The sequence below is a fragment of the Novosphingobium sp. TK46 genome, from assembly GCF_055361525.1.
Genome location: NZ_CM143963.1, coordinates 1764907 through 1787206, shown reverse-complemented (window position 1 = coordinate 1787206; position 22300 = coordinate 1764907). Strand labels below are relative to the sequence as shown.

Genomic DNA, 22300 nt, shown 5'->3' with positions numbered 1-22300 from the left:
AGGGCCGATTGCCACCGCGAACACGCAGCTGTTAGACGGGGCAGCGACATGCCACGCTTCTTCATCTTCGGTCTGGGCTACACCGCCGGCCATATCGCCACTGCCGCCGAGGCTCTCGGATGGGAAGTCGTCTCGACCGGCAGCGCCGGAACGCTGTCGTTCGACGATGAGGGCAATGTCTGCATGGCGCTGGCCGATGCCGACCATGTGCTATCGTCCGTCCCGCCCGGCGGCGAAGGCATCGACCCGGTGCTCGACCGCTATGGCGATGCGCTGGTGGGCAAGCCGCTGTCGTATCTGTCTTCGACCGGGGTCTATGGCGATGCCGGCGGGGCTTGGGTGGACGAAGGCGCGCCGGTCGGTAGCGGACGCCGCACCGCGCGGGTCGACGCCGACGCGGCCTGGCTGGCGCGCGGGGCGCGGGTCTATCGCCTGCCCGGTATCTACGGACCGGGGCGCAGCGTGTTCGATCGCATTGCCGATGGGCGGGCACACCGTATCGCCATGCCCGAACAGGTGTTCAGCCGCGCGCATGTGGCGGACATCACCAGCGGCGTGATCGCCGGCATCACCGCACCGGCTGGCGCCTACAATCTCAGCGACGATCGCCCGTGCAGCCAGAACACACTGGTGGAGGAGGCCTGCCGCCTGCTGGGCATCGCGCCGCCGCCGATGCAGTCGCTGGAAGAGGCCCGGCTGTCACCGATGGCGCGCGGGTTCTATGCCGAGAACCGGCGCGTCGCCAACGGCAAGGCCAAGCGCGTGCTGGGGTGGCAGCCGGCCTATCCCGACTATGCTGCCGGCCTGCGCGCCCTTAGCGCGACGATCAGTCCTGCCATCGCCAGCACCGCGCCCGCGATCGCCAGCGGCGACCAGCGGTAGCCCTCGAACGCGGTCGAGATCAGCATCGCGATCACGATCACCGCGACCCCGTTGTACGCCGCGCGCCCGGCGCCGAGCTGGCGGATCAGCGTGTAATATAATGGGAAGGTCACCACCGAGCCGGCGATCGCGAGGTAGGCGGTCCCGGCCCAGTAGGCGCCGCTGGCCGGCAACACCGGCGGCCCCGACAGGATCCAGGCCAATGCGGCGTCGGCCAGCGTGCCATAGAGCATCGCCCAGGCGAGCAGGCTGACCATCGGCAGGCCGCGTCCGGTTTCGTTGGCCTGGATCACGTTGGAGATCGACGCGCACAGCATCGCCGCCAGCGCCAGCACGACGCCCAGCACGACATGCCCGCCCAGCGGCTCCATCCGCGCCTCGTGCAGCAGCAACAAGGCGATGCCGGCGATGGCGATGGCGCTGCCCACGGCGAAGCGCCGGGTGATGACCTGCCCCAGCAACACCCGCCCGAGCAGGGTGTTGGGCACCAGCAGCAACCCGATCATCACCGCGACGATGCCCGAGGTCAGGTAGGCCTCGGCCCGATAGACGAAATTGTAATTGCCGCAGAACTGCGTCACGCCGACCAGGAACGCGAGCCGCTGCCCCGCCGCGCCCAGTCGCAACGGCCGTCGCATCGCCAGCGCGACCGCGAACATCGCCGGGGTCGCGATCAGGAAGCGGAACGTCACCGACCAGCCAGCCGGCGCGGCGTCGTTCTGCCCCAGGATCATGAACCACGTCGAACCCCAGATCAGCGCGACGATCAGGAACGGGATCGCGATCTGCGGCCGCAACAGCGCATGCGGCGGTGGTTGACCTTCAGTCAAGGACGTCACAGCGCGCGAATCGCTTTGGCGAGCGCGCCGACGTGACCGGCATCGGCGTTCCACGACGTCACCAGCCGCGCGCCGTCCCGGCCCCAGTCGTAGAAGGAAAAGCCCTGCGCCCGCAGCGCCGCGCGTTCATCGGCGGCAAGGGTCAGGAAGATCTCGTTGGCCTCGACCGGGTGCAGCAGCCGTTCGCCTGCAGCCGTGGCGATTTCAGCCGCGGCCGCGTTGGCCGCGCGGGCGTTGTCCAGCCACAGGTCGTCCTTCAGCATGGCGAGGATTTGTGCCGCAAGGAAGCGGCCCTTCGATTGCAGATGTCCCGCACGCTTGCGGCGATAGCGCACGACGTCGGCCAGCCCCGGCTCGATGAACACGATCGCCTCGGCCCCCAGACCACCGTTCTTGACGAACCCGAAGCTGAGCGCGTCGGCCCCGCTGCACGCCTCGGCGGGGGTGCAGCCAAGATGCGCGACGGCGTTGGCGAAGCGGGCGCCATCGATATGAAGCCCCAGATCGCGCTCCTTGGAAAAGGCGGCAATCGCGGCAAGCTCGTCGGGGCGATAGACGCACCCGTACTCGCTGGCCTGCGTGATCGAGACGGCATGCGGCTGCACCTGGTGCACGTCGTCGCGAATCGGATCGACGACCCCGGCAATGGCTTCGGGCGTCAGCTTGGCGCTCTGCCCTTCGGCCAGCATCAGCTTGGCGCCGTGCAGGTAGAAGCCCGGCGCGCCGCCTTCGTCGACCTCGATGTGCGCCTCGCGGTGGCAGACCACGCCGCCATGCGGCGGCACCATCGCCGCCAGCGCGAGGCAATTCGCCGCCGTGCCGGTCGCGACCCATAGCGCGGTGCATTCGCGCCCGAACAGTTGCGTGAATGCGCCGTCCAGTTCACGGCTGATCGCGTCGTTGTCGTACGGCGCATCGGGCGCATCCGCGGCGAGCATCGCGCTCCACACGGCGGGGTGCACGGCGGCGGCATTGTCGGACAGGAACTGCATGGCCATATCGCCTGTTACCGGATGGCAGGCGCGTCAAGCCCTGCGCCCGTCGAGACAAAGGAGCACGCATGGTCGGCCTCACCATCACCAAGCACGATTCCGGCGGTGCCGGAGAATACCAGGCGCATCTGGCCGACAGCGATACGATCGGTCGCCTCACCTGGGTCGAGCGTGACGGCGTGCACATTGCCGACCATACGCTGGTGCCGCCGGCCATCGGCGGCAGGGGCGTCGCCGCCCGGCTGGTCGAGGCCTTGGTAGCCGACGCACGCGAGAACGGGTTCAAGATCGAGCCGGCGTGCAGCTATGTCGCGGTCGCGTTCAAGCGCCATCCCGAATGGAACGACGTCCGGGCCTGATCGTCAGGCGAAGCCTTCGTCGAGAAACCGCACCGCCAGCCCGGCCAGGAACGCCGCCCCCAGCGGCATCGTGGTTTCGTCGACTTGCATCCGGGTCGAATGGATGCCGCAACAATGCTGCCAGTCGTCACCTTCGTGGCTGACACCCAGGAAGAACATCGCGCCGGGCACTTTCTCGAGCACATAGGCGAAGTCCTCCGCGCCCATGATGGGGTCGGGCAGGCGCTGGAATCCCTCGGCCCCGAACAGGCCCTGGGCCACCGTTTCGCCGAAGGCTACCGCAGCCTCGTCGCAGACGGTGACAGGAAAGCCCTCCTGGATCGTCACTTCGGCGGTAAGGCCGTGCGCCCCGGCGATCCCGGCCGCAAGCTGCTGCACTTCCTCGCGCAGCCGCGCGCGGTTGCGCGGCGACAGCGAGCGCATCGTGCCGGTGAGTTGGGCGGTGTTGGGAATCACATTGTGCGCGGTGCCGCCTTCGATCTTGGTGATCGTCACCACGACCGGGTCGAACACGCTGAACTTGCGCGTGACCATCGCCTGCAGCGCCATCACGATCTCGCAGGCGACCGGCATCGGATCGAGCGTCCCGTGCGGCATCGAGGCATGGCCGCCGCGTCCGGTGACGACGATGCCGAGCTGGTCGGCGGACGCCAGCAAGGCTCCGGTCCGCCCGCCGATCAGGCCATGCGGCGCGTTAGGCATGACATGCAGCGCGAATGCGGCATCGGGCAGCTTCACGCCATCCGCGCCCTCCCCGTCCTTGGCACCCAGCAGCCCGTCGTCGAGCATGAACCGGGCGCCGTGATAGCCCTCCTCGCCCGGCTGGAACATGAAACGGACCTCGCCCGCGAGCGAATCGGCCCGCGCGCAAAGCAGCTCGGCGGCACCGGCCAGCATGGCGACGTGGGCATCGTGACCGCACGCGTGCATCCGGCCCGGAATGGTCGAGGCAAAGTCCAGCCCGGTCTCCTCGGGCATCGGCAGCGCATCCATGTCGCCGCGCAGCAGCACCGAGCGGGCGTCATCGCCGGAAGCAAACGCCCCGCCCCGCAACGTCGCGACCAGTCCCGTGGTCGACGGCCCCTCGCGCCATTCGAGCGGCAGGTGCGCCAGGGCCGCACGGATCTTGTCACGCGTCCTGGGCGTATGCAGGCCAAGTTCGGGTTCGGCATGGATCGCGCGGCGCAGCGCCGTGAGGCGATCCGCGATGCCGACCGCGTCGGCGACAAGAGCTGTGGTCATGCCGCCATGATACGCGTGACTAGAGCGCTGTCGAGGCCGCTTTCGCCGGCGCTTCAGGATGATCGTGCGCGATCGACTGCGCCGCCGGCTCCAGCGACTCGTCGCCGCGCATCCGGCGCAACGTGTAAATCGCCATGACGCCCATGGTGAAATAGAGTGCCGCCGCTTCGAGGGTCACCGCCCAGGCCGCGCCGCTGGGGCCGATGCGGATGAACAGCACCATGCCGATGCCCAGCACGCCCAGCGCGATCAGCCGCGCGGTGAGCGAAAGCTGCGCCTTGCCGGTCGAGTGCAGCACCGGCTCGAAAGCCACGCTGGCCAGATCGAAGCTGGCCGCGATCGCCAGCGGCACCAGGATCGCCGCACCGCCTTCGAACGCCTCGCCACCGATCAGGCCCAGCAGCGAGCGCCCGGCGATCAGCGCGATCAGCACCACGACCACACCACCAGCACCCGCGATCAGGCTGGTCTGGATTGCCAGCCTTTGGAATTCGCGCAAGCTGGAGGCGACCCGCATCCGCGAGATCTCGGCATAGACCGCGCGGGTCAGCATCGTCGAGAACTTGCTAAGCGCCTGGCTGAGCTGGCTCGCCAGACGATAGAGACCCGCCGCGCGCGTGCCGACGATGCCGCCGACGATCAGTAGCGGGCCGTTCTTCGTCAGCGCATCGATGCTTGAGCCGGCGAACGTCACCAGGAAGAAGCGCCACAGGCCGGGGTTTTCCTGCAACGCCAGCCGGGTCTCCTTGAGAAATGACAGACGCACGGATTCGGGCGCCAGCCGCTTCGCCATCGCCCAGTAGCAAGCCGCTTCGATCAGATCGACCGCTGCCCAGACCAGCAGGAAATTCTCCACGCTGGGAACGGTCAGCCACACGGTGACCGCTCCAATCAGCCGTCCGACGGGTACGACAGCCTCGACATAGACGGCCATCTGGAACTTGTTGAGCGCGCGTACCATGCCGGTTGGTGCCGAAACCAGCGCCCACAACTGCGCGCAGCAGAATGCGAAGCCGATGCCGATGTAGTTCGTGTTGAGATCGAGCAGATGCGCGAATCCGAAGAACACGATCGCCGCCAGCACGCAACCACACGCCGCGCCAGCCGCGTCGAGCAGCCCGGCGAACATGCCCAGCCGGCCGAACGCCGCCCAGTTCTTGTCGTGAATGTGCGAGGCGCCATAGCGCACCACCACCCGCCACGTCTGGAACCCCGCGATCGCGATCAGCGCCTGTGCGGTACTGAAGATCAGCGAAAAGTGCCCGAAACCTTTGAGGCCCAAGGTCCGTGTCAGGATCGCCAGGTAAACGATGCTGCAAAGCGCACCGAAGCCCTTGCCGCCCATCAACCAGGCTGTGTTGGCTAGGATGCGCGCGATCGGGGTGGTAGGCTTGGCGCTATCGGCAGGCATTCGGGCGCCTTTGCGCCTTTCGCCTGGGGAAGGCAAGTTGGCGTGCGTTTCCGCGCTTAACCCTTTCGCTCCGGGCCTGCCGCATTTAGGAGACGCGGATGATCGAACACGCCATTCTCCTGAGCGCCGGCCAAGGCTCGCGCATGCTTCCGCTCACCGCCGAGCGGCCCAAATGCCTGATCGAGTTTTCAGGCCGTACGCTGCTGGAGTGGCAGGTCGAGATGCTCGCGCGCGGCGGCGTGAAGCATATCGACGTCGTCACCGGGTTCATGACCGACATGGTGGACGACGTCATCGCCCGGATCGACGACCCGCGCGTGACGATCACCTCTCGCTTCAATCCGTTCTTCAAAGTGGCCGACAACCTGGGCTCCTGCTGGATCGTTCGCGAGCAGATGCAGGGCGACTTCGTTATCCTGAACGGCGACACGCTGGTCTCCGAGGCGATCGTGCGCACCGTCCTGCAGGACCGCGACTGGCCGATCGCGGTCACCGTCGACGTGAAGCCCGCCTATGACAGCGACGACATGAAGGTGGAACGCGATGGCGAGCGACTGATCCACATCGGCAAGACCCTGACCGCCGCGCAATCCAATTCCGAGTCGATCGGCTTCCTGGCGTTTCGTGGCGAGGGCGTAGCGCTGTTTCGCGAGACCGTGCGCAAGGCCATGCGCACTCCGGAAGGCGTGCAGCATTGGTATCTGAAGGTGATCGACAGTATCGCGCCGACCGGCAAGGTCGGAACCGTTTCGATCGAGGGTGAGGAATGGGCAGAGGTCGATTTTCTGAACGATATCGAGATTGCCACCGCACTCACCGACAGTTGGGCCAAAGCAGGCTGAAGCCAGAGGATCGCCGCCTGATCAGGCGTCTTCGAGCATTTCCTCGAACAGCGTCTGATAGCCAGCCAATGCGGCAGCGCGATCGAATGCATACGCTCTGCCGCCGGGACTGACGCGGGTAGAAGCGTCGAGCTGGTCGATAATGCCGCGCGCGAAGGCGACAGGATCTCTGGGATCGGCAAGGATGCCATAGCGTCCTTCATCGAGAATAGCCGCCGCATTGCCCGCGGTTCGCGACACGACGACCGGAGTGCCGATCGCAAGTGCTTCGAGCAGCACGTTGGGCGAACCTTCCCACAACGAGGGGATCGCCATCACCGCCGCGGCCTGAAAGTACGGATAGGGATTGGCGACCTGCCCCGCGAAGCTGACATCATCGGCAATTCCGAGCGCGGTCGCCTGCGACTGCAGCGCGCCATGGACTTGCGGCTTTCCGGTGCCCAGGATGATCAGCCGCATCGGTGTCTCGCCGCGCGCCCGGGCAAAAGCCTCAATCAGCACACCGAAGTTCTTTTGCCGCACCAGCCGCCCCACGCCGAGTACGATAGGCACGTCCTCGCCCGTCCAGGGGTGCGCTGCAGGCTCCAGTGCGCGCATCCTGACTTGCGTGACATCGACGCCATTGGCGATCACCATCGCCTTGCCGCTTGTGACATGGGCCGCAAGGATCGGATCGAGGGCCAGGTTGTCCGATACCAGCACCAGCCGCGCGGCTTTTCGCGCGACCATCCGAGCGACGTTGCGCCGCCGGCTGACCAGGGCCCGTATTCCGCCGCCCGTGTGCGCCAGATCGTTGCTGAACCGATAGACGCACCGCTGCCGCAACGAACCGCGGGTGGCCATGAGCATCGCAAAATGCGCGTGGTTGCCGGCAGACAGCACCACGTCGGGAGCCATGTGCTTAAGCGTTCGGCGCAAGCGTGGTATAGAAAGGCGTAGCTCCATCTTCCGCGGCAGGTGCATCGCACCCAGCACGCGATGCTCTATCCCGTCGAGTGCGGCAGCCATGTCACCACCGGCGCGAACGGTCACGATAACCGTACGCCAGCCGGCCGCGTTCATGTGCCTGGCGATTGCGATCGCATTGCGCGCGACCCCTGTGGCGTCGAGCTGGTGCAGGAATATGGCGAGCGTCGGCACTGGACGTTGCGCGCTTCTAGAAGCGCGCGGACAATTGCCCGGCAAGCGCCGCAATCTGTTCGGCCTCGATCGTCACGGCGGAACCCAGTTCGGGCAGCTTGGGCCAGCCGGTATCGACAAAGACCCGCCCGCCCCAGGTTCGCTCTCCCTCGTAGCGGGGGATGACATGGAAGTGGACGTAGGGATCCACCATCATCAGCATGAGGTAATTGAGCTTCGCGTAATCGACGAAGCCGCGGAGCACCCGCTCGATGGAGGCCGTGACCTGCTTGAGTTCGGCATGCGCCTCGACCGGCAAGTCGCCGAATGCAGTCGCGTCCGACTTCGCCGCCAGAACCAGGCTACCCAGCGTCGGCTGCGCCGGCCGCAGCAGCACCAGCCAATGGTCGAAGTCGGCGACCAGGGTATCGGGATAGCCGAACTTGAGGATCGTCTCGTTCATCGCAAAAGCGCTCCTTCTTCGGAGAGCCAGCTGGTGATCTTGCCCCCACGACTACGCACGATCCACGCCTGCACCAGCCGCACCGCATGGACAAGGCAAGCAATCCCGGTCCACCAAGCGACCGCGATCAGGCCAAGATCCGGTCGGCCGAAAACCATCGAGACGAACAGGATCACCATGTTGGGATTGCGACGCGCGGTAATCAGGCGGAAACGGCTGTCTAACCGCCGCCAGACGTGGATGTGCATCATCTCGTTCTGGCGCATGAACACCCCTTCGATCAGGCGCTGCACCCAGTACCCTCCCTGGATCACAGCCTGCACCCACCAGAACGTGGCGGTATCGTACGCGAGGCCCCAATGCACCAGGCCGGTCGCCCAGAACCACCACCAAAAGGGCGGATGCACCAGATCCATGCCATGATCGAACACGTTGCCCCACGCTGACGAGGTTATCGTACAGCGCGCCAGCTTGCCGTCCACGGTATCGAGCACCATGAACCCAAGACCAAGCAGCATGCCCAGCCAATAGCGCCCCTCGGCGAAACACCAGGTCGCCAGCACGCAAAGCACTGCGCCGATCGTCGTCACCATGTTCGGCGTCAGGCCAAGATGCGCGCTGATGCGGGTGAGCACCAGCGCCCATTCGGGCCACAGGTACTTGGTCAGCACGTCGGTTACGCCCTTGTAGGCGCCGAAATAGCTTGCCCGCTCGATGCTGCGCACGGTGTCGGGCCGCAGCGGAATCACGAACGGCGTCTCGCGCTTACGCAGCTGCTTGTTCTCGATCGTCGGCCCGTCTTCCAACGCCAGCACTTCATATGAGCCATCGAGGCCGGGCACGATCCCGCCGGTCATCGCCGCTTCGATCACGCTGGCATCGTCGCCGTTTCGCACATGGGCGAGTACGGGCACGCCACCGGCCGTCAGGATCATGCCGGGGTTGGCCGCGACGTGTCGCAGCCATGCCGGATCGAAGGCGAAGGTGGCGTTGGTCAGCAATACCGGCCCGGCTCCGCGCTCGCGCGGCGAAAGCTTCGCGGCAAGCGCGATGCGGCGCACCCGCTCGGCCGAACTCAGGCCCCAGATCGGCGTTGGATTGTCGCCGATCGTTGCGAAAGTGGGTTCGGTGCGCGCCATGGGGTGGCTCCTAATCGACTGTCGGGATGCAGGCAATCGCCGCCGCGAGCGCGCGTGATCCGGCACCATGGCTTCTCACTCCGTCGGGCCCGGCAGCGCGACGCCCCGCCGCACGATCACAGTATTCGGTGAATTTCAGATGATTTCAGCCGCCGACGCTCCTAAGTACGGGTGATTGTGAACGGAACAATCTACGAAATCGAAGGCCTGCCTCGCTTCGGGCGTCCAGGGCGCACGGCTGATGCGTCCATGATCCGCTACGTGCCGCGCGGACGCGCCGTTCCGCTGGTCGGCATCGTGCGCAATCCGCGAAGCCATCGCAACAAGGGGCTCGATCCGGAGTTGGCGGATTGCTCCAATATCCTGACCGAGACGCCCAAGAGCCGCACCGCCTTGCGCACAAGCCTGCGGGATTTCGCCAGTCGCGGGATCGACTATCTGGTGATCGACGGCGGCGACGGTACCGTGCGTGATGTCCTAACCTGCGGTGCGGACATCTTTGGCGACACCTGGCCGGAATTGATCGTCCTGCCCAAGGGAAAGACCAACGCGCTCGCGGTCGACCTGGGCCTGCCCAACCGTTGGAGCCTGGCCGAGGCGCTTGTCGCCGCACGCAGCGGCGGCATCGTCCAGCGCAGGCCCATGCAGATCAGCGCCGAAGGCCAGGAGGGTAGTGCGCTCGGCTTCTTCCTGGGTGCAGGCGCTTTTACGCTGGGCACCGAAGTTGGCCAGGGTGCGCATCGTGCCGGTGTGTTCAACAGCTTCGCGGTTGGTCTCATCATCGCCTGGAGCATCATCCAGACGATCTTCGGCCGTGCCGGCAATCCATGGCGCGTCGGCACCCGCATGCGGCTGCGTGATCGTGACAGCGGACGCGAACTTCCTCGGCGCGGGCCGGGTGCACGCGATACCCGCTTCATCGCGGTCGCCACCACGTTCGAGAAATTTCCGCTGGGACTGCGGCTGTTCGGCAGCAACGTGCCGCCGGGACTTAAGCTGGCGGTGATGGATGCGCCGGTGCGCTGGATGCTGATGCTGCTGCCGGTCATGCTGCTGGGCTTCCTGCCACGCTTCATGCAGCGTGCGGGCGCGCACCGGGTGGCAAGCGGGCCGATCGACATCGATCTTGGCGGCGCGTTCATTCTCGATGGCGAGGCGTTTCCCGCCGGCCGGTACGTGCTTGAGGAAGGCCCGCAGCTCACCTTCGTCGTACCATGAGCGACGATCTTGAGCGTCGCATTGCCGACGCGCTCGCACGTCCGGTCGAAGAGCCGGTGCGAACCTGCGCCAGGCTGCTCGTCAGCGATAATGCCCTTGGGGTTCTGTTCTACGGTTCGAACTTGCGAACAGGCTCGCTCGATGGCGTACTCGATTTCTACCTGCTCACCTCGGGCCCGGTGCAAAGCGGGATCTGGCCGCGCGTCAGCTATCACGAATGGTTGGTCGGGGGCACGACATTGCGGGCCAAGGTGGCGACGATGACGCTGGCGACATTCGCCGCCGCCGCCGCCGGCCGACTGCTCGACACCACCATTTGGGCGCGCTTCGTGCAACCCTCGGCACTGGCCTGGCAGCGCGACGACGCCCAGGCGGCGGCGATCGCGCGCGCCATCGCCCATGCAGCGCGCACCGCGGCCCGGCTGGCCGTCGCCCTGGGGCCGGACGAAGATACCGCCGATGGTTACTGGCGGGCGCTGTTCCGCGCGACATACGCGGCGGAGTTCCGCGTAGAGCGTGGCGGGCGCGAGGATACGATCCTGGCGGTCAATCGCGAGCATTTCGACGGACTGCTGCCCCTGGCCCTGAAAGCGGATGGCATCTCGTTCGAGCATGGGGCCGATGGCTTGATCCGGCCCGGTATGCCCGATCGGCAACGGCGTCGGGTGCTTCGCTGGTGGTCGCGCCGCCGCCGCCTGGGCAAGCCGTACAACGTTGTCCGGCTGGTGCGCGCATCGACCACCTTCGAAGGCGCGGCGCGCTATGCCGCCTGGAAGATCGAGCGACATACCGGCATCGCCGTTCCCCTTTCGCCATGGCAGGAACGCCATCCGGTCCTCGCCGCGCCCGGCGTGCTGTGGCGGGTTTGGCGCGCCAAACGCCGGCGAGCAGGACATGGCCGATGAAGGTGCATACCGCCCTGGTTCTCGCCGGATCGCGGCCCGGCGCCACCGACCCCGTCGCGATCGCCGAGGGAGTCGCGCACAAGGCGCTGGTCGATGTCGGTGGTGAACCGATGCTCGCGCGCGTCGTCGGCGCGCTGCGGGCGTGCGGGATAAACACGATCGCGGTGAGCGCCGATCATCCGCAAGTCGTCGCGCTTGCCGGCAGGCTGGGCTGCACCGTAGTGGCCACCGGTGCGGGGCCGAGCGCCAGCGTCGGCGCCGCCTTCACCCGCTTTCAGGCGCCGCTGCTGGTGACGACTGCGGATCATGCCTTGTTGCGCCCCGAGTGGGTCCGCGACTTTGTGGCCGACACGCCGGCGCAAGCCGACGTCTCGGTCCTGCTAGCCCACCGCCACGCGGTCGAGACGGCGTTGCCCGACAGTCGCCGGACCTACCTGAAGCTTGCGGATGGCGGTTGGTCTGGCTGCAACCTCTTCCTGCTCGCCAGTCCACGTGCCGAGGCGGCCATCACCACCTGGGCGGCGGTCGAGGCCGATCGCAAGCGGCCGTGGCGGATCGCCGCGCGACTGGGTGCGGGCACGTTATGGCGCTATGCGCTGGGCCGGTTGACGATGGCGGAGGCTATAGCGCGGCTTGGCCAGCGGATCGGCATCGTCGCCACCGCTGTGGCCGCCCGTGATGGGCTGGCCGCGGTCGACGTCGACAAGCCCGGCGATCTTGCGCAAGTGCGCGCGCTTGTCGCCGCATCGGCCCTTAAAGATACCGCATCTGCACCCGGATCGACTTGACGCTTGAACCGACCTCGAAAGCGGTCTTGCCGACGCTGGGCCGCCCCAGATTGAAGATGTTGATGCTGGGGTTGTTCGACATCGCGCCGCCATCGGTGCTGATGTCGGTTTCGCCATTGCCGTTGACATCGTGGCGCACCGCGATCGCATAGCGGCCGGCCGAGGGCACCGGCATGCAGAAGGTCATCGTACCGGCACGCGCCGGCAGTTGCACGCGCGCAAGCCAGCGGCCTTTTTGCAGCCAGTCTTCGGAAGTCCCCCGATAGGACTGCACGCGTACGTTACCCGACGCGCTCTTGACGCCATCCACCGTGACCAGGATCGCCGGGCCCGAACCGGCGGTGCAGCGCCGCATGTCGTTGTGCAGTTCCTGCTTGTACTCTGCCATGGCCGGCGTGACGGTGGCGACCATCATCAGGCCCAGCGCCAGCGCGGCGATGGCGGATCGCTGGCCGCGAGGGATGGCGAAGGTCATGAAAGCCGGTTCGTGGTTGTTCATATGTCGATCTCTAGGAAAAGATGGGTTGCCGCCGCCATGATCGCTTCTTGGGGTCGACGACGATGGTTTACCATGCCCCGGTCGCGCTTAATCGGGACTGAATTGCCCGGATGCCGGGCTTCGATCGAAGCATGATGGAGTCCTGGCATGAGGTGGTAAAAACACGTTCACACCGCATCGCGTGTGGAAAAGCCGGCATACACAACTTGCCGCCACAAGATATGGTGCTGTACCCGCCGCAAAAGGACTGCTCGCGCGATGTCATCCCCTCTTATTTCTCCTTCGATCCTGTCCGCCGATTTCGCTCGTCTGGGTGAGGAGGTGCGCGCGATCGACGCCGCCGGTGCGGACTGGATCCACGTCGACGTGATGGACGGACACTATGTCCCGAACATCACCATCGGACCTGCGGTGGTCAAGGCCCTGCGCCCGCACACGGCCAAGCCGTTCGACGTGCATCTGATGATCTCGCCGATCGACAGCTATCTCGAGGCCTTTGCCGAGGCCGGGGCGGACATCATCACCGTGCATCCGGAAGCCGGGCCGCATATTCACCGCACCGTCCAGGCGATCAAGCAGCTGGGCAAGAAGGCGGGCGTTTCGCTGAACCCGGGCACGCCGGCCAAGATGCTCGATTATCTGATCGACGAGATCGACCTGGTGCTGATCATGAGCGTCAATCCCGGCTTTGGTGGACAGAGCTTCATCTCCAGCCAGCTTCGCAAGATCGAGGCGGTGCGCAAGATGATCGACAAGACCGGACGCCCCATCCACCTTGAAGTCGATGGAGGGGTGGATGCCTCCACCGCCGCTTCGTGCGTTGCCGCCGGTGCCGACGTGCTGGTGGCCGGTACCGCGACCTTCCGCGGCGGGCCGGACCGTTATGCCGCCAATATCCGCACCCTCAAGGGTCTGGAATGAGGCGATGACGCAAAAGGTACGCTCGAGAACGCGCAAGGCTCTTCGGAACCACAGCGAAGCTCGGGCGATACCGTCTGACATCCAAGCCGAGGAGGGCGTGCTGCAGGACGACGACGCGCTCGATTATGCCGACATCCGCCAGCCCTCGGTCGCCACGGGCGAACTGATCGAACCCGGACGGGCTCTGGCGCTGACCGACTTCACGCCACCCAAGGTGGGGGCGGGCGAGCGTCTCGTCCGGCTGGCCTATCGCCTCGGGGTACCGGGCGCGATGCTGGTCTCGCCGCTGGGTGCCAAATCGAAGCTGCGGCTGCTTGCCACCGTCACTGCCCCCCTGCCCGGCAACCGAGTATCGGGCACCGCGTTGCGCGCAGGACATTTTCTGGTCCACGGCGCCAAGACGCCGATCGCCCAGATCGACTATGCCGGCACTTCGCGAGCGACGCCGCCGCTCGAACGCGTCGTCCATGGTTTCGGCTGGCTTGCCGACCTCGAGGCCTGTGCCCCGCGCAACCAGGCCGCCGGTGTTGCCGAGCGCATCCTGTCGTCGTGGCTGCAGGCCAACGCCCAGCCACCTGCCAAGCCCGGCAAGGGCCCGGCCTGGAGCGTGGGCAACACCGGCAATCGGCTGCTTCATTGGCTGGTCCATGCCCCGCTGATCCTGTCGGGTGAAAAAGCGCTGCGCAGTCGCTCGCTGCGGGCGATGAACGATACGGCGCGCTGGCTCGATCGACACGTCGGCCATGCCGAGGACGGCCTTGCCGAAGTGTCCGGCTGGGTCGCCATCGTCGCTGCCGGATTGCTTCTGCCCGACGGCAAGCCACGGCGCCTCTTCGGCGAGGCGGGACTGATCAAGGCGCTCGGCGAGCTCGTCGGCGAGGATGGGGGCGTGCTGTCGCGCAGCCCGATCGCGCAGATGGAAGCGATCGCGCTGCTGGTGAAGCTGCGCGCCTGTTACCGGGCGACGCGGCGCGATCCGCCCAAGGCGGTCGATGCCATGATCAATCTGCTTGTCCCGCCATTGCTGGCATTGGTCCATACCGACAGCGCGCTGGGCAACTGGCAGGGCGGCTGGGCGGTCGATGGCGACGAGGTCGCGGCGCTGGTCGATGCCAGCAGCGTGCGCACCCGGCCGCTGCGCGACGTGCGCCAGTGGGGCTATCAGCGCGTGCTGGCCAACAAGACGGTGCTGCAGTTCGACGCCGCGCCTCCACCAATGCCCCGCCATGCGCGCAACGGCTGCGCTTCGACGCTGGCGTTCGAGCTGTCGCACGGGGCGCACCGGCTGATCGTCAACTGCGGCGGGGCGGCCGCGGCCGGCGGGCTTATCCCGCTACGGCTCGAACAAGGCCTGCGCGCGACGGCCGCACACTCGACGCTGACGCTCGACGATGCCAACTCGACGGCCGTGCTGATCAACGGTGCGATCGGCGTGGGCGTCTCGCAAGTCGATATCGAGCGGCGCAGCATCGAGGCGGGTGGCGCATCGGCGACGCGGCTCGAAGCCAGCCACAATGGCTATGCCGGTCGCTACGGGCTGACGCATCGGCGCATCCTGATCCTGCGTGACGACGGCACCGAGCTTCGCGGCGAGGACATGCTGCTGCCGGCCGCACGCAAGGCCAAGCGCGGCAAGGTCGGCTTCGCGATCCGGTTCCACCTCGGCCCCGATATCGAGGTGGCCCTGTCCGAGGACAACCAGGGCGCCGGACTCGCCCTTCCCGATGGCAGCTACTGGCAGTTTCGCGCTTCCGGCGTCGAGATCGTGCTGGAGGATAGCCTGTGGGTCGATGGCCAGGGTCGCCCGCTCGGCACGCAGCAGCTCGTCCTGCAAGGGCTGGTCTCTCGCGGCGGCGGCAATTTCAGCTGGCTGCTCAAGAAGATGGGCTGACGCGCGGATCGCTTTGCGATTGCGCACGACCGCCGAAGCTTGCCCCGCGGGCCGACCCGACCTAGGAGCGCGCGCAACGCAACCTGTCGGAAACCCCTGCCACCATGACCCAGCTCGTTCCTGTCCGCCGCGCCCTGCTATCCGTGTCGGACAAGACCGGGCTTGCCGATCTGGGCCAGGCGCTCGTGGCACGCGGGGTCGAACTGATTTCGACCGGCGGCACGGCGAAGGCGCTGCGCGAGGCAGGCCTCGCCGTGAAGGACGTGTCGGAGATCACCGGATTTCCCGAGATGATGGATGGTCGCGTGAAGACCCTGCATCCGATGGTGCATGGCGGCCTGCTGGCGGTGCGCGACAATCCCGAGCATGCCGCGGCCATGGCGGAGCATGCGATCGGCGCCATCGACCTCGTGATCGTGAACCTTTATCCCTTCGAGGCGACCGTCGCCAAGGGAGCCGAACGCGACGAGGTCATCGAGAACATCGATATCGGTGGCCCTTCGATGGTTCGCTCGGCGGCCAAGAACCATGCCTATGTCGCGATCGTCACGGATGCGGCCGACTATCCGGCGCTGCTCGCCCAGCTCGAGGCGAACGATGGCGCGACGGATTTCGCCTTTCGCAAGCGCCTTGCCGCGCAGGCCTTTGCCGCGACCGCCGCTTACGATGCGGCGATCGGCGCATGGTTCGCGCGCGTCGATCAGCAGGAGAAGTTCCCTGCGCGCCTCAGCATGACGCGGACGCTCGCAGGCACGCTGCGCTATGGCGAAAACCCGCATCAGGACGCGGCGCTCTATCTGCCGGCAGGACCGCATGCGACCGGCCTGCCGCAGGCCGAGCAGGTGCAGGGCAAGGAACTGTCGTACAACAACTACAACGATGCCAACGCCGCGCTCGAACTCGTCGCCGAGTTTCGCGACCAGGCGCCCGCGATCGTGATCGTCAAGCATGCCAATCCTTGTGGCGTCGCACAGGCCGATTCGCTGCTGGAGGCATGGCAAGGCGCGCTGCAGTGTGACAGCGTCTCGGCGTTCGGCGGCATCGTCGCCGCCAATCGCCCGCTCGACGGGCCGACGGCGGAGGCAATTTGCCAGATCTTCACCGAAGTCGTCGTCGCGCCCGGTGCCGACGATGCCGCCCGCGCGGTGTTCGCCCGCAAGAAGAACCTGCGGCTGCTGCTGACCGATGGCCTTCCCGACCCGCGCCGTGCCGGCCAGACGCTGGCGATCATCGCGGGCGGCATTCTGGTGCAGGATCGTGACAACGGCGCGATCAGCCCGGCCGACCTCAAGATCGTAACCAAGCGGGAGCCGACCGAACAGGAGCTCAAGGACTGCCTGTTCGCCTGGACCGTGGCACGGCATGTAAAGTCGAACGCCATCGTCTATGCCAAGGATGGCATTACCGCAGGGATCGGCGCCGGCCAGATGAACCGGCGCGACTCGTCGCGGATTGCCGCGATGAAGGCAGCCGAAGCCGCCGAGACCTATGGCTGGGCGCAGCCGCGTACGGCGGGAAGCGCGGTCGCATCCGACGCCTTCTTCCCGTTCGCCGACGGCTTGCTTGCCGCGGCGGAAGCTGGCGCGACGGCCGTGATTCAGCCAGGTGGCTCGATTCGCGACGACGAGGTAATCAAGGCTGCGGACGAGGCGGGTCTGGCGATGGTGTTCACCGGAATGCGCCATTTCCGCCACTGATCATGGCGCCGGCACCGGGTCGGCCCCGGTCCAGGGCAAACATGGCAATTTGATGGCGGCATTCAGCTAAGCGCAAGCGTGGAAGGTTCAGACCGCCCTCGACGGTGGACTGGATCAGACCACGAACGGAACAAGACTATGCGTATTTTGAAGAACGAAATCGCCCGTTACATGGCACTCGGATTTGCCGGCGGCGCCGCTCTGGTGCTTGGCACGATGGGCCTCGATTCCGCGGCCAAGATCGCCAACGGCGTCGTCCCGCCCGCTCAGGCAGCGTCGGTAAAGTGAGCCGTCTGGCGTTTCGCGCCTTTGCTCTGGCCGGCTTCAGCATGGCGGTAAGCGGTTGCCTGCAGCCGGCAATGGCCGAGACGTCGGTCAACGCACCTGTGGCGATGGTGAAGTCGCACGATGTCGGCAAGCGCGAGACCGCCATTTTTGCGGGTGGTTGCTTCTGGGGCGTCGAGGCGGTCTTCAGCCACGTCAAGGGCGTCACCAGCGCCGTTTCGGGTTATACTGGCGGCGCCCGCTCGACCGCCAACTATGACACGGTCAGCAGCGGCAGCACGGGACATGCCGAGTCGGTGCGCGTGACGTGGGATCCCAGCGTGGTACGTTACGACCAGCTGTTGCAGATCTACTTCTCGGTCGTTGCCGATCCCACCTTGTTGAACCGGCAGGGTCCGGACAGCGGCACGCAGTATCGCTCGGCACTGGTCCCGCTCAATGCCGAGCAGTCGCGGGTCGCCAAGGCGTATGTCGCGCAGTTGGGCAAATCGGGGCTGTGGTCACGACCGATCGTGACCGCCATCGAGCCGTTCCGTGGGTTCTATCCGGCCGAGCCTCATCATCAGGATTTCGCCTCCAGGAACCCCGACAACGGCTACATCCTGCGCTGGGACGCACCCAAGGTCGCGGCATTCCAGAAGGGCTATCCCGCCCTCTACAAGACCGGGTTCACCAAGGGCTGAAACCCCGCATCGCGAGGCCAGATCACTCTGCCTGACTCGCGGCAATTGCGCGCGCGCCGGCGCAGCGCCATATCGGCGTAATGTCCCTACACAATCATCATGAGCATTCGGGCGAGCATCTCGTCACCGCCGCCCGCACCGCCCTGACCGGAGCGGGCGAGCAATGGACGGACATGCGCGCCAACGTGTTCGCTGCGCTTGCCGCCCATGATCGCCCCGCATCGGCCTATGATCTGGCCGAAAGCGTCTCCGCTATACGCGGAAAGCGCGTGGCGCCCAACAGCGTCTACCGGATCCTGGACCTGTTCGTGCGCACCAACTTGGCGCGCCGGGTCGAAAGCGCCAACGCCTACATCGCCAACAGCCATCCGGGATGTCGCCACGACTGTATTTTCCTGATCTGCGATGCCTGCGGTACGGTCACGCATATCGATGACGATCGCATGACCGGCGCGCTCGTTGCCGCCGCACGCGGCGCCGGGTTCGCCGATGTGCGCCCGGTGGTGGAGTTGCGCGGAACCTGCGCCGCGTGCGCGTGAACCGAGGCAAATCGCCTGATAGCGGTTTTTCCCTGTCATTCGGGTGACGACACTCATAATGCACCTTCGCGCTATTCGACAGCGTATCAACGCACGTGTAGAAGCTTGACATGACAGCCGACCCGGCAACGCCACTCCTCGATACCGTCGACACCCCCGACGATCTCCGCCTGCTCAAACCGACCCAGCTGCGACAGCTGGCGGACGAGTTGCGAACGGAGATGATTTCGGCCGTGGGCCAAACGGGCGGGCACTTCGGCTCGGGGCTTGGCGTGGTCGAATTGACGGTAGCGTTGCACTACGTTTTCAACACGCCCGATGATCGCCTGATCTGGGACGTCGGCCATCAGGCCTATCCCCACAAGATCCTCACCGGGCGCCGCAGCCGCATTCGCACCATCCGCCAGGGCGGTGGATTGTCCGGCTTCACCAAGCGTGGTGAAAGCGAATACGACCCCTTCGGCACCGCCCACAGCTCCACGTCGATCTCGGCGGCACTGGGCTTCGCCATCGCCAACAAGCTGACCGGTTCGCCGGGCCGCGGCATCGCCGTGATCGGTGATGGCGCGATGAGCGCCGGGATGGCCTACGAGGCGATGAACAACGCGCGCGAGGCGGGCAATCGCTTGGTCGTGGTGCTCAACGACAACGACATGTCGATCGCGCCGCCCGTCGGTGGGCTTTCGGCATACCTTGCGCGCCTGGTGTCTTCCGGGCAATTTCTGGGCTTGCGCGAACTGGCGCGCAAGTTCGCGCGCAAGCTGCCTCGCCCGTTGCACAACGCCGCTCGCAAGACCGACGAGTTCGCGCGCGGCATGGCGATGGGCGGCACCTTGTTCGAAGAACTGGGCTTCTATTACGTCGGCCCCATCGATGGTCATGATCTCGACGCGCTGGTACCGGTGCTGGAGAACGTGCGCGATGCAGCGGCCGGCCCGATCCTGATCCATGTCGTGACGCAGAAGGGCAAGGGCTACGCGCTTGCCGAAGCGGCGGCTGACAAGCTGCACGCGGTTCAGCAATTCGACGTCATCACCGGCGAACAGGTCAAGAGCGCGAGCGGTCCGCCTAGCTACACCAACGTGTTCGCCGCCGCTCTGCTGGCAGAGGCCGAGCAGGACAGCCGCATCTGCGCGATCACCGCGGCGATGCCGGGCGGCACCGGGCTCGACAAGTTCGGCCAGCGCTTTCCGGAGCGCAACTTCGACGTCGGCATAGCCGAACAGCACGCCGTCACGTTCGCCGCCGGCCTCGCCGCACAAGGCATGCGGCCGTTCTGCGCAATTTATTCGACGTTCCTCCAGCGCGCCTTCGATCAGGTGGTGCATGACGTGGCGATCCAGAACCTGCCGGTGCGCTTCGCGATCGATCGCGCCGGGCTGGTCGGTGCGGACGGCGCGACTCACGCAGGATCGTTCGACGTGACGTACCTGGCGACCCTGCCCAATCTGGTCGTCATGGCGGCGGCGGACGAGGCCGAACTGGTGCACATGGTCCACACCGCCGCGCAGCACGACGCGGGTCCGATCGCCTTTCGTTATCCCAGAGGAAACGGGGTGGGCGTCCCTCTGCCCGAGACGCCCCAGTTGCTGCCGATCGGCAAGGGCCGGATCGTTCGTGAGGGCACGAAAGTCGCCATCATGTCGCTCGGCACCCGCCTGGCCGAAGCGCTCAAGGCAGCCGATACGCTAGAAGCCAAGGGGCTTTCGACGACCGTTGCCGACCTGCGTTTCGCCAAGCCGCTCGATTCGGAACTCATCCGCAAGCTGATGCTCAGCCACGAAGTGATCGTGACGGTCGAGGAAGGCTCGATCGGCGGCCTTGGCGCCCACGTCCTTACGCTGGCCAGCGATGAAGGGCTGACGGACGGCGGACTGAAGATCCGCACGATGCGCTTGCCCGACGTGTTCCAGGATCACGACAAGCCCGACAAGCAATACGACGAAGCCGGCCTCAACGCGCCGCAGATCGTCGACACCGTGCTCAAGGCCTTGCGTCACAACAGCGCCGGCGTGACCGAGGCGCGCGCCTAGATCAAGGCTGCTTTACAGTGAGCCGCTAAAGCCTGAGCCTCGCGCTGTCGGAACCAGATGGCAGACCAAGCGCGGCCCGCCGCCCTTCGTTGCGTGCAGATCGTATCCTCGTCGATGAACGAGCCCTTGGACTGCCGGATGGCGATCCAGGGCCCATCCATCGCGCCTGGATCAGGCTTGCCCCGTTCCGATGACACCGGGGTTCGGGATGCCGGCTTCCAGCGCCTCGGCCTCCGGGCCCGGCTTGCTGCCACGGCCGAGCAGGAGGATCGAGGAGGCACCGAGCAACACGGCGAACCCGACGATGACGAGAAACAGTTCGTAGCCACCGGTGCTTGCCAGCGTCAGGCCAAGCAGCATCGCACCCGCTGCCGTCGAAAACGACATGGCGGCGGTGAGCAAGCCAAGAGTGGAACTGTAAACGGCCACGCCGAAATGACGGGCGACGAGGAAGGCGATGATGTCGCCCTCGGCACCGAACGCGAAGCCCAGGCAGAACACGGCGAAGGTGATGATCGCAGGCGTATCCAGGCTGGATGCCAGCAGGAACAGCCCGACGCAAGGCAGCGCCAGACCCACGAACGACGTGATCACGGCATTGAACCGGTCCAACGCGATCCCGGTGACGAACCGTCCGGCGAGCATCCCCACCGACACCGCGCTCAGCATCACTGCTGCGCCCTCGCCCGTAATGCCGTTGGCAAGCAGCAGCAGCTTGAGCTGCACCAGCACGATGGTCTGCGGCAGATTGCACAACAACATCGATACGAGCAGGATCCAGAACGGGCGCGACCGCAGGATCAGGGGATAATCCTCACGCGCGCGACGCTTCGGGGCCGTCGTCGTGCGTGTGCCGCGATCGGGTGGCAGCAGCAGGAACGTCACCAGCCCAGCGATGGCGGTGAAGATCGCGATGGCCTGATAGCTTGCGCGCCACCCGTTCGCTTCGACATAAGCGTTGAGGATCGGAGCGATGAAGATCCCGGCGATTGCAGGGCCGGAAGCCACGATCGCCAGCGCCAGGCCACGGGCGCGCTCGACGTGCTGGACGGCGGCACGGGTATAGACCGTCGATGTCGTGGTGACGCACAGCAGGCTCTGCAGCGAGAAGATCACGATATAGACCCACAGCTGTCCGCCCATCAGGCTGTATGCAAGATAGATCAGCGGCAGCGAGACCTGGCCGATCAGCGCAGTCCAGCGTACGCCGATGGTATCGGCAAGACGCCCGACCAGGGGGAAGATGAACGACATCAGCAGCGCCAGGCTGCCCACCATCGCGAATTCCGACTTGGGCCACTTGGTGTCGGCGATCAACGTCGGCGCAATCGTACTGGTGATGGTCCCCACGATCGACATGCCACTGGCCATGCCGATCGTCGCCGCCAGAAGCGGGCGCCAATTGCGGGCCAACTCGGTGAAATACGTCATCGAAAGGCGTCCTCTACCTATAAGCGGCGCCCTTGATCTTGTGCCGCCGCTATATCAGCCGCCGTTCTGACCGTCTCACCCGGATACGTCCAGCCCTCTCGGTCCGGATGCCGCGCCGTGGA

At 66.2% G+C, this 22300-nt stretch carries 22 protein-coding genes; 13 read left to right on the top strand and 9 right to left on the bottom strand.

Annotated features, from left to right (window positions below; all coding sequences use genetic code 11):
- Positions 1-48 precede the first annotated feature (48 nt).
- On the top strand, positions 49-882 hold the full coding sequence (locus ACXJ1Z_RS08575) for a Rossmann-fold NAD(P)-binding domain-containing protein (protein ID WP_463781008.1): 834 nt from the start codon (positions 49-51) through the stop codon (positions 880-882).
- Here ACXJ1Z_RS08575 and ACXJ1Z_RS08570 read toward each other — a convergent pair.
- The gene (locus tag ACXJ1Z_RS08570; protein ID WP_463781007.1) at positions 792-1712 is read right to left on the bottom strand and encodes a DMT family transporter; all 921 of its coding nucleotides are present in this window, start codon (positions 1710-1712) and stop codon (positions 792-794) included. The genes ACXJ1Z_RS08575 and ACXJ1Z_RS08570 overlap by 91 nt on opposite strands.
- A 5-nt stretch (positions 1713-1717) precedes the next feature.
- Positions 1718-2713 (bottom strand): threonine aldolase family protein, encoded by a 996-nt coding sequence (locus ACXJ1Z_RS08565; protein WP_463781006.1) that lies wholly within the window; start codon positions 2711-2713, stop codon positions 1718-1720.
- A 68-nt stretch (positions 2714-2781) separates the two neighbouring features.
- On the opposite strand from ACXJ1Z_RS08565, the gene ACXJ1Z_RS08560 reads away from it, so the two are divergent.
- Positions 2782-3072, top strand: coding sequence for a GNAT family N-acetyltransferase (locus ACXJ1Z_RS08560; protein ID WP_463781005.1), 291 nt, complete (start codon positions 2782-2784; stop codon positions 3070-3072).
- Between the two features lie 3 nt (positions 3073-3075).
- Here ACXJ1Z_RS08560 and ACXJ1Z_RS08555 read toward each other — a convergent pair whose 3' ends face one another.
- On the bottom strand, positions 3076-4314 hold the full coding sequence (locus ACXJ1Z_RS08555; RefSeq protein WP_463781004.1) for a M20 metallopeptidase family protein: 1239 nt from the start codon (positions 4312-4314) through the stop codon (positions 3076-3078).
- 19 nt (positions 4315-4333) lie between these two features.
- On the bottom strand, positions 4334-5725 hold the full coding sequence (locus tag ACXJ1Z_RS08550; protein ID WP_463781003.1) for a lipopolysaccharide biosynthesis protein: 1392 nt from the start codon (positions 5723-5725) through the stop codon (positions 4334-4336).
- A gap of 98 nt (positions 5726-5823) precedes the next feature.
- Here ACXJ1Z_RS08550 and ACXJ1Z_RS08545 point away from each other — a divergent pair, with 98 nt between their 5' ends.
- Complete coding sequence (locus tag ACXJ1Z_RS08545; protein WP_463781002.1) at positions 5824-6567, top strand: phosphocholine cytidylyltransferase family protein; 744 nt, start codon at positions 5824-5826, stop codon at positions 6565-6567.
- Positions 6568-6588: 21 nt separating this feature from the next.
- Here the strand turns inward: ACXJ1Z_RS08545 and ACXJ1Z_RS08540 are convergent, their stop codons facing one another.
- From ACXJ1Z_RS08540 to ACXJ1Z_RS08530, 3 genes are read right to left on the bottom strand one after another with little or no spacing between them, the layout of a single operon-like run.
- Positions 6589-7707 carry a glycosyltransferase gene (locus ACXJ1Z_RS08540; protein ID WP_463781001.1) on the bottom strand — a complete coding sequence of 373 codons (1119 nt, stop codon included), beginning with the start codon at positions 7705-7707 and terminating at the stop codon, positions 6589-6591.
- A 16-nt stretch (positions 7708-7723) separates the two neighbouring features.
- On the bottom strand, positions 7724-8149 hold the full coding sequence (locus ACXJ1Z_RS08535) for an HIT family protein (protein WP_463781000.1): 426 nt from the start codon (positions 8147-8149) through the stop codon (positions 7724-7726).
- The gene (locus ACXJ1Z_RS08530; protein ID WP_463780999.1) at positions 8146-9288 is read right to left on the bottom strand and encodes a CDP-alcohol phosphatidyltransferase family protein; all 1143 of its coding nucleotides are present in this window, start codon (positions 9286-9288) and stop codon (positions 8146-8148) included. Before ACXJ1Z_RS08530 ends, ACXJ1Z_RS08535 begins: the two co-directional genes overlap by 4 nt.
- A 249-nt stretch (positions 9289-9537) precedes the next feature.
- Here ACXJ1Z_RS08530 and ACXJ1Z_RS08525 point away from each other — a divergent pair, with 249 nt between their 5' ends.
- Genes ACXJ1Z_RS08525 through ACXJ1Z_RS08515 form a run of 3 tightly spaced genes read left to right on the top strand, consistent with a single transcriptional unit; the run spans position 9538 to position 12199 of the window.
- On the top strand, positions 9538-10506 hold the full coding sequence (locus ACXJ1Z_RS08525; RefSeq protein WP_463780998.1) for a diacylglycerol kinase family protein: 969 nt from the start codon (positions 9538-9540) through the stop codon (positions 10504-10506).
- On the top strand, positions 10503-11411 hold the full coding sequence (locus tag ACXJ1Z_RS08520; protein WP_463780997.1) for a hypothetical protein: 909 nt from the start codon (positions 10503-10505) through the stop codon (positions 11409-11411). Before ACXJ1Z_RS08525 ends, ACXJ1Z_RS08520 begins: the two co-directional genes overlap by 4 nt.
- Positions 11408-12199: an NTP transferase domain-containing protein gene (locus tag ACXJ1Z_RS08515; protein WP_463780996.1), complete on the top strand. Its 792-nt coding sequence runs from the start codon at positions 11408-11410 to the stop codon at positions 12197-12199. The genes ACXJ1Z_RS08520 and ACXJ1Z_RS08515 overlap by 4 nt, the downstream gene beginning before the upstream one ends.
- On the opposite strand, the gene ACXJ1Z_RS08510 is transcribed toward ACXJ1Z_RS08515, so the two are convergent.
- A complete protein-coding gene (locus tag ACXJ1Z_RS08510) occupies positions 12165-12674 on the bottom strand; it encodes a DUF2141 domain-containing protein (protein WP_463780995.1) in 510 nt (169 codons plus the stop codon). The two genes, ACXJ1Z_RS08515 and ACXJ1Z_RS08510, sit on opposite strands and share 35 nt — an antisense overlap.
- 282 nt (positions 12675-12956) lie before the next feature.
- On the opposite strand from ACXJ1Z_RS08510, the gene rpe reads away from it, so the two are divergent.
- The 7 genes from rpe (at position 12957) to dxs (ending at position 20747) form a co-directional block, all read left to right on the top strand.
- Positions 12957-13619: a ribulose-phosphate 3-epimerase gene (gene rpe, locus ACXJ1Z_RS08505; protein ID WP_463780994.1), complete on the top strand. Its 663-nt coding sequence runs from the start codon at positions 12957-12959 to the stop codon at positions 13617-13619.
- 4 nt (positions 13620-13623) lie between these two features.
- Positions 13624-15510 carry a heparinase II/III family protein gene (locus tag ACXJ1Z_RS08500; protein WP_463780993.1) on the top strand — a complete coding sequence of 629 codons (1887 nt, stop codon included), beginning with the start codon at positions 13624-13626 and terminating at the stop codon, positions 15508-15510.
- Between the two features lie 104 nt (positions 15511-15614).
- The gene (purH, locus tag ACXJ1Z_RS08495) at positions 15615-17207 is read left to right on the top strand and encodes a bifunctional phosphoribosylaminoimidazolecarboxamide formyltransferase/IMP cyclohydrolase (protein ID WP_463780991.1); all 1593 of its coding nucleotides are present in this window, start codon (positions 15615-15617) and stop codon (positions 17205-17207) included.
- A gap of 138 nt (positions 17208-17345) precedes the next feature.
- Entirely contained in the window at positions 17346-17495 is a 150-nt protein-coding gene (locus tag ACXJ1Z_RS08490; protein WP_463780990.1) for a hypothetical protein, read from the top strand.
- Positions 17492-18175: a peptide-methionine (S)-S-oxide reductase MsrA gene (gene msrA, locus ACXJ1Z_RS08485; protein ID WP_463780989.1), complete on the top strand. Its 684-nt coding sequence runs from the start codon at positions 17492-17494 to the stop codon at positions 18173-18175. The genes ACXJ1Z_RS08490 and msrA overlap by 4 nt, the downstream gene beginning before the upstream one ends.
- Before the next feature lie 80 nt (positions 18176-18255).
- The gene (locus tag ACXJ1Z_RS08480; protein ID WP_463780988.1) at positions 18256-18714 is read left to right on the top strand and encodes a Fur family transcriptional regulator; all 459 of its coding nucleotides are present in this window, start codon (positions 18256-18258) and stop codon (positions 18712-18714) included.
- Between the two features lie 110 nt (positions 18715-18824).
- Entirely contained in the window at positions 18825-20747 is a 1923-nt protein-coding gene (gene dxs / locus ACXJ1Z_RS08475; protein WP_463780987.1) for a 1-deoxy-D-xylulose-5-phosphate synthase, read from the top strand.
- Between the two features lie 171 nt (positions 20748-20918).
- On the opposite strand, the gene ACXJ1Z_RS08470 is transcribed toward dxs, so the two are convergent.
- Entirely contained in the window at positions 20919-22178 is a 1260-nt protein-coding gene (locus tag ACXJ1Z_RS08470) for an MFS transporter (RefSeq protein WP_463780986.1), read from the bottom strand.
- Positions 22179-22300: the final 122 nt, after the last annotated feature.